This window comes from Streptomyces poonensis (assembly GCF_014650915.1).
Taxonomy (GTDB): domain Bacteria; phylum Actinomycetota; class Actinomycetes; order Streptomycetales; family Streptomycetaceae; genus Streptomyces; species Streptomyces poonensis.
Genome location: NZ_BMVW01000013.1, coordinates 238,082 through 245,106, shown reverse-complemented (window position 1 = coordinate 245,106; position 7,025 = coordinate 238,082). Strand labels below are relative to the sequence as shown.

General features: G+C 71.2%; 6 protein-coding genes. 2 read left to right on the top strand and 4 right to left on the bottom strand.

Going from position 1 to position 7,025, the window contains the following annotated elements; genetic code table 11:
- Positions 1 to 361: 361 nt before the first annotated feature.
- Positions 362 to 1,327: a glycoside hydrolase family 6 protein gene (locus IE242_RS27490; protein ID WP_189863863.1), complete on the bottom strand. Its 966-nt coding sequence runs from the start codon at positions 1,325 to 1,327 to the stop codon at positions 362 to 364.
- Between the two features lie 605 nt (positions 1,328 to 1,932).
- Here IE242_RS27490 and IE242_RS27485 point away from each other — a divergent pair.
- Entirely contained in the window at positions 1,933 to 3,579 is a 1,647-nt protein-coding gene (locus IE242_RS27485) for a glycoside hydrolase family 27 protein (protein ID WP_189863861.1), read from the top strand.
- A gap of 117 nt (positions 3,580 to 3,696) precedes the next feature.
- Here IE242_RS27485 and IE242_RS38035 read toward each other — a convergent pair whose 3' ends face one another.
- Both IE242_RS38035 and IE242_RS27475 read right to left on the bottom strand, forming a co-directional pair.
- The gene (locus IE242_RS38035; protein ID WP_229859502.1) at positions 3,697 to 3,999 is read right to left on the bottom strand and encodes a CoA transferase; all 303 of its coding nucleotides are present in this window, start codon (positions 3,997 to 3,999) and stop codon (positions 3,697 to 3,699) included.
- Between the two features lie 102 nt (positions 4,000 to 4,101).
- Positions 4,102 to 5,628 carry an alpha/beta hydrolase domain-containing protein gene (locus tag IE242_RS27475; RefSeq protein WP_229859511.1) on the bottom strand — a complete coding sequence of 509 codons (1,527 nt, stop codon included), beginning with the start codon at positions 5,626 to 5,628 and terminating at the stop codon, positions 4,102 to 4,104.
- 169 nt (positions 5,629 to 5,797) lie between these two features.
- Here IE242_RS27475 and IE242_RS38645 point away from each other — a divergent pair, with 169 nt between their 5' ends.
- On the top strand, positions 5,798 to 5,923 hold the full coding sequence (locus IE242_RS38645; protein WP_268249496.1) for a hypothetical protein: 126 nt from the start codon (positions 5,798 to 5,800) through the stop codon (positions 5,921 to 5,923).
- A 97-nt stretch (positions 5,924 to 6,020) separates the two neighbouring features.
- Here IE242_RS38645 and IE242_RS27470 read toward each other — a convergent pair whose 3' ends face one another.
- Positions 6,021 to 6,668 carry a peroxiredoxin-like family protein gene (locus tag IE242_RS27470; RefSeq protein WP_189863857.1) on the bottom strand — a complete coding sequence of 216 codons (648 nt, stop codon included), beginning with the start codon at positions 6,666 to 6,668 and terminating at the stop codon, positions 6,021 to 6,023.
- Positions 6,669 to 7,025 lie beyond the last annotated feature (357 nt).

Below are 7,025 nucleotides of genomic sequence, written 5' to 3'. Positions count from 1 at the left end.
AGCAGACCGCGGACCTTCGGGCGCATAGCGGGTCCGGGAAGGGCGTACAAGCCCATGACTGTGCCTCCTAGGTGGACATCACGGAAATCACGGAAATCACGGAAGGACTGAAGCGCAGGGGGCAGCGTCGTCCGGCTCCCACTCGGCCGACGGACGGGGCGGCCCGGCGCGGTCCTCGCTGTCCTGCTCGAAGTGGACATCGGCCCCGGCCTCACCTGCGCGGGCTCCCTGGCCACGTTGCTGTGGCGGCGTATCGTCCAGTGCCCACGACGGCGAGGTGGAGTCGGATGAGTTCACCGACGACGGCGGCCGCGCGGTGTCGTGGGCTGCCTGACGGGTGGCGGGTGGCGGGAGTCTCGGATCAGTAGCCGTAGACCATTTTGTAGGCGACCTCGGGAAGGAACTGTCCGGCCGTGGAGCCGGCTCCGACGCCGCAGTTGCCGTCGGACTCGCCCGGGGTCTTGATCCACAGGAGCATCTCGGCGCCCCCGCCCGTCCGGGTGGGCGTGCCGATGCGGCGGCCCGAGGGGTTGCACCACTGTCCGTCGGAGCCGTTGCCGTTGCGGCTGGTGTCCACGACGAACGGCTTGGTGTAGCCGTAGCGGGCGCTGAGTTCGCTGTTGACGGCGTTGCCGTAGGCGGTGTTCTCGGCGGTGGTGAAGTAGTTGGAGACGTTGAGCGAGAAGCCGCGGGCCTGACGGAGGCCGGCCTCGTGAAGGCGCCGGGCCATGGTCGCAGCGTCGGTCCAGCGCGGGTTGCCCGCGTCCATGTAGACCCAGGTGTTGGGGGCCTGGCGGTTGAACTCGGCGAGGGCGCCGGTGAGCATGGCCTCGCGTTCGTCGATCTGCGCCTGGGTCATACAGCCGTAGTCCCCGAGGGAGTCCGGTTCGAGGATGACGACGGCCGGGCGGCCCGCGATCCCGCCGGCGAACTGGGCGATCCAGCTCGCGTAGGCGGACGGCGAAGCGGCTCCGCCGGCGGAGTGGCCGCCGCAGTAGTCGCGGTTGTAGATGTTGTAGGCGACGAGGACGGGCAGCTTGTCGCGCTGGTCCGCCGCCCCCACGTAGGCACCCGTGGCGGTGCCGATGGTGCCGCTCCAGGAGCCGAACCAGCGGGCCATCGGTGTGTTGGCGATCGAGGCGTTGATCGCGGCGGCCCGGCCGTCGCCGGGGTTGGCGGCCACCCACCTCTTCGCGCTGGAGTCGGGGTCCACGTAGAACCCACTGGTCATGGTGGTCGGGTCGGCCGCGTGGGCGGACGGTGCGGCGGCGAACGCCAGCGGCAGAGCGAAGAGCGCTGCGGCCAGGGCGCGGAGTCTGCGGCGCATGACTGGACCTCGTTCTCCTGGTGGGGGATGCGTCGCACGCTCTCGTCCCGAGCATGTGACGCGCTGAGGGAAGTGCGGTGGTACAACCACTCCTGGGAGCGCTCCCAATGAAGCGCTGACCGCGAGCGCCGTTCAGGTCGTACGTGGCTGCCGGATCACCGGGTTCGTGTGCTCCGCGGCGGCCGCGAGCGTCCGGCGACGAGGGACTGATTGATGAAGCCATGACAATGTCATGTGGGGGGTCTCCTTGGCTTCGTGGGGGCGCGGACGGCTTCCCCGTGCTCGAAATATCGAATACGGGACGGCCTGTCGAGCAATCTGGATGATAGGAGGCCCACGCGCCCCGTCAACCCCTCTCGCATAATTCGCTCGCTCCGTCGAAACATTCGAAGGCTCTGGAGTTGAGCCATTGCGGGTCAGCGCCCACGCGTGGCGACCACGAGCCGCCTTCGTGGCATCGCTGATCGCGCGGCGGAGTCGATCCTGCGCGCAGTGTTGACATGTTCATATACATCTCTAGGATCCGTCGGGCCGCGAAGTTTCCGAATGGTGCTCGAAATTTCGAACCTCATCCTCTTCATCTTTGCGTGCCGAAGGAGCCTCTGGTGCCCAGACGATCAGGCGGACGACTGCTCCGCCTCCTCACGGCCGCCGCGCTGACAGTGGCCGCGTCCGTGACGGTCTCAGCCCAGTCCACCGCCTCGGCCGCACCGGGCAGTCCGGCACTCACCCCACCGCTGGGGTGGAACAGCTGGAACAGCTTCGGGTGCGGGATCACCGAGACCCAGGTGCGCCAGGCCGCCGACGCGATGGTGTCCTCGGGCATGCGGGACGCCGGCTACCGGTACGTCGTCGTCGACGACTGCTGGTTCGACCCGCAGCGGGACGCGGCGGGCAACCTCCGGGCCAACCCGTCCAAGTTCCCCAGCGGGATGAAGGCGCTCGGGGACTACATCCACAGCAAGGGCCTGAAGTTCGGCATCTACCAGGTGCCCGGCGAGCGCACCTGCGCGCAGGCCACGGGCGCCTACCCGGGGTCAACGGGCAGCAGGGGGCACGAGGCCCAGGACGCCTCGGCATTCGCCTCGTGGGGCGTCGACTACCTGAAGTACGACTGGTGCTCGCCGAGCGGTACCCGTGACGAGCAGGTCGCGCGATTCACGCTCATGCGCGACGCCTTGCGCGCCACCGGGCGGCCGATCGTCTACAGCATCAACCCCAACAGCCTGCACTCCATCACCGGGGCCTCGTACAACTGGGGCGAAGTCGCCGATCTCTGGCGGACGACCGAGGACCTGCTCGACATCTGGCAGAACGGCAACACCAACAGCTATCCGATGGGCGTCGGCAACGTCCTGGACGTCACCGCACCGCTGGCGGCGCAGTCCGGCCCCGGACACTGGAACGACCCCGACATGCTGGTCGTCGGCCGCCCCGGCCTGTCACTGACCGAGTCCCGCTCCCATTTCGCCCTGTGGGCCCTGCTGGGTGCCCCGCTCATGGCCGGCAACGACATCCGGACCATGTCCGCCGACGTCAGCGCGATCCTGCGCAACCCGCGTCTGCTGGCGGTGAACCAGGATCCGCTGGGCGCGGGCGGGCGCAGGGTGCGCGACGACGGCGCCACCGAGGTGTTCGCCAAGCCGCTGTCGGACGGTTCGGTCGCGGTCGGCCTGTTCAACCGCGGCGGCGCCACCGCGACGGTCACCACGTCGGCGGCGCAGGTCGGTCTCTCCGGCGGGCCGTTCACCCTCACCGATCTGTGGACCGGGGGCACGTCGAGCACGTCCGGGCAGATCTCGGCGAGTGTCCCCGCGCACGGCGTCGCCGTGTTCCGGGTGACCGGCGGCAGCCCGCTGACCGCCACCACGTCGCGCCTGCGGGGCACCGCGTCCGGCCGCTGCGCGGACGTGGACAACGCCTCCACCGCAGCGGGCGCCACGGTGCTGCTCTGGGACTGCCACACGGCCGCCAACCAGCTGTGGACCACGTGGGCCGGCGGCGAGATCCGCGTCTTCGGCGACAAGTGCCTGGACGCCTACGACCAGGGCACCGCGAACGGCACCCGGGTCATCACCTGGCCCTGCAACGGCCAGAGCAACCAGAAGTGGACCGTCGGCGCCGACGGGTCGATCCGCAACGTCCACGCGGGGCTGTGCCTCGACGCCGACGGCGCAGCGACCGCCAACGGGACTCGACTGGTCCTGTGGACCTGCAACGGCCAGGCCGGCCAGAAGTGGTCCCGCGTGTGAGCGCAGTACCGCCGCCCCGAGTCCTGTGGAGTCCGCGGCCACGGATTACTCCCGCCCTGTGACAGAGGCCGTCGCCTTCAGCCGGGTCATGGTCTTCCTCCGCGGGTCGTCGGCCGGCTAGCCGCACCCGATGGTCTCGGCGAGCGCCCGCCACAGTTTGTCGTTCCCGGCGGCGACCATCAGAAGATGCCCGTCGCCGGTGCGCAGGGCCTGGTACGGCACGATCGTGGGGTGGGCCGAGCCGTGCGGGCGCGGTACCGCCCCGGTGGTGAAGCAGCCCTGCGCGACATACGTCAGCAGGCCGGCCGTCGAGCAGGGTGATGTCGACGTGCCGGCCCCGGCCGGTGCGCCCAGGCCCGGTCTGCCCCTAGCAGGAGACGGGGGCGTACACCAGGCGCGGGTTGCTGGGCGGGTGAGCACCGGCGTCAGCGGCGAGACCGTCCAGGACGGCCGTACCGACGAGATGGCCTACGCCGCGGGGGTGCCGGGCGGGGGGCCGCGGACGGCCGTAGGGCCGGTGGGTCAGCCGCCGATGCCCGAGTCCTGCGCGGCGGCGACGATCGCCGTCGCGTCCTCCGGCAGCAGGTGTCCGGCGTCGACAGACCTCTGCGCGGCCGTGCGCACCTTGCCCACGTAGTCGGCGCGGGTCGGGTAGAGCCGGCTGAGCACCGGTTCCGCGGTGGCCGGGAAGGACGGGTCGGACGGGTCGCCGTCGTCGTGCCGGTCCCAGGCGTCGGCGTCGCCGTTCCACGGGTCACGGGCGCCGTACAGGACGCAGAAGACACCGCTCCCGGTGGTGTCGCGCGAACCGGTGAGCGTACGGGTGGGCACCGTGACGTCCGGCAGGCGGACCCCGCCGGTGGCCAGGCCGGTGACCGGGTCACGCAGGACGGTGCTCAAAGGCTGACCGCTCGGCGGCCGCGCACCGCCCCGCGCCCAGCCGGCCAGGTGGCGCAGCGCCGCGTTCATCGCCCAGTGGCCGGGCCCGTCGTTGAAGGGGGCTGAACCGGCGGCGCAGTCGGGCGACGGCGCGGCGGAGCCCGCCGACTTCCGCACGGTCGCGTTGCCGACGTCGTAGACCCACTGGTCGGCATGCGCGGTGCCGGCCAGCTCCCAGCGCACGACGCTGTTGGTGTCCGGCTGCCGTGCGATCGCGGCACCCGGCACGTCGGTCTCGGTGAGCACGACGAACGTCGGCACCGACAGGTCGGTCCTGATCCGGGACGGGTTCGGCATCAGCAGGGTGTCGGCGAGCACGCCGCTGATCGGCGCGGCGACCGCGCTGTTGCTGTGCACCATGAAGCCGTCGTAGACCCTGGACACCGGCTGGACGGCGTTGACGTACGTCGTCATGAAGCCCGCCGACTGCGACTCGCCGTCGGCGAGCAGGGTCCGGACCGGGAGCCCGCCGAGCGGGTCGGGCCCGTTCGGGGTGCGCAGCGCCTGGCCCGCCTGGGAGAAGATGTCGTAGGCGAAGGCGTCACCGGGGTGGACCAGGCTGCCGTACCGTGCCGGGTCCCAGCCCTTCAGACCCTTGATCTCGCCCAGCCCGCCGTTGACCCCGACGGCCTGCGCCGAGACGCCGACCCAGGCGTAGCCCTGGCGCAGCAGCTCGTCCCGCATGAACCAGTAGTCCGGGGAGAGGTCGAGCCGGCCGCTGACGTTGAGCCACTCCACGACCACCGTGCCGTTGTACTTCGCCGGGTCGGCGGGGCGGCGCACCAACAGGCGGCTCTTGTATGCGGCCGTACCGGACGCGCGGACGTTCCACCGGCCGTCCGGAGTCCACAGGCCGGACTTGGCGTACGACGTGGCGGTGCCCGAGATGAAGTACTCGCTCTCGGTGTAGCCGAACGAGCCGAGGTCCTCCGCCGCGGCGAGGAACGGGAAGCCATGGCTGCCGGCGGGTGGGACCGTGATCGTGGGGCTCGCGGCCGCAGCGGAGGAGGCCGCGGCCGGGGCGGCCGGCGGGGTGCCGAGAAGGGCGCCGCAGAGCAGCGCCCCCAGCGCGGTGGCGGTGACGGACCGCCGGGTCAACCGAGCAAGCATGCGCACGGGTTGCCTCCGTGAATGCGTGTCCCAATGGGTTGGGACCGCAGTCTCGATGAACCGTGGCGGGCTGCCATTGGCGAATCGACCGGTGTCCCACTCCAGGTGCCGCGGTAGTACGTCGCTCCGGGCTGCCCCGGGCCGCCGCTGAACGCAAGCAGCGCGATGCATGGCCACCCGCATCGTGCTGAGCCTGCCGGCCCGCCGCATCGGGCACCTCACCGAACAGCTTCAGACCGGGACGCTCGCCTGGCCCGGCTCGTGGAACGCCACGCCCCGCAGCTGCTCGCGGTAGTGGGGATCGGCCCGGACACAGCCGTCATGTTGCTGGTCACGGTGGGGGGACCCGGAGCGCCTGGGCAGTGAGGCGTCCTTCGCGAAGACCGTTGTGTTCACCCGAGGGCGTCGAGCGCGGCGAGGATGTCGGCGGGCTCGGCGCGCGCGGTGTATTCCGTGTTCACGAAGGCCCACCGGATGGCGCCCTCGCGGTCGATGACATAGGTCGCGGGCAGCGGAAGGGTGCGCGGGTGACCGCCGTTGACGCGCTGGAGGTCGAAGCCGAGCTTGTCGTAGACGGCTGCGAGATCGTCGGGCAGATCGAACGCCAGCCCGTACTGCTTGGCCGTGTCCGAGCCGACGTCGCTCAGGACGTCGAATGCGAGGCTGTGCTTCTCAGAGAGCGACAGCGACTCGTCGGGGATCTGCGGGGAGACGGCCACCAAACGGGCTCCGCGCGCGGTGATGTCCGCGTGATGCTGCTGGAGTGAGCGCAGGGCGATGTTGCAGTACGGGCACCACGCCCCGCGGTAGAAGGTGAGTACGACGGGGCCGTCGGCGAGCAGGGCGTCCAGGGACACGGTCTGTCCGGTCGCGGACGACAGGGCGAATCCCGGGGCCTGTGCCCCGGCCGCGAGGGCATGCTCGGCCTGTCCGGACGCGGCGAGTTCTTCGCCCGCCCGATCCATGACGGCCCGTACTTCGGCGGGGATCTGCTGCCGGCGGGCCTCGTAGAAGCTGCGCAGCTCGGCGTTGAGGGACATGGGCGGGCGTCCTCCGGGGTGCGGCGGGCGGGGACGTGGCGGACTGCGGACGTCGGCGCCTTCACCCCGCAACTTGGAATGGTCGTTTCAAGATAGCGGCGGTCGCGGGTGAGCGCCAGCGTTGACGCGGCGGGTGCGGGCCTTCGGAGCGTGGTGAAGGGGCGGTGGTCGGCGAGGGCGAGCGCGCGGAGGAAGGCGTCGGCGCGGAGCGCCCGGCGCACGACACGGCGAAGGGCCGGGGGCGTGATCCGTAGGCCGTGGCCCACAGTTTCGGTCCGCGCTTCATGCGGCACAGGGTGGAGGCGCACGCCTGCCCGGTGGGCAATCGTGGACGAGCCTGGACGGCGGCGTCCGGGG

Coding starts and splice junctions, on each gene's coding strand:
- IE242_RS27490 (WP_189863863.1), bottom strand. CDS start 1,327: ATGCGCCGCAGACTCCGCGCCCTGGCCGCAGCGCTCTTCGCTCTGCCG.
- IE242_RS27475 (WP_229859511.1), bottom strand. CDS start 5,628: ATGCTTGCTCGGTTGACCCGGCGGTCCGTCACCGCCACCGCGCTGGGG.
- IE242_RS38645 (WP_268249496.1), top strand. CDS start 5,798: ATGGCCACCCGCATCGTGCTGAGCCTGCCGGCCCGCCGCATCGGGCAC.
- IE242_RS27470 (WP_189863857.1), bottom strand. CDS start 6,668: ATGTCCCTCAACGCCGAGCTGCGCAGCTTCTACGAGGCCCGCCGGCAG.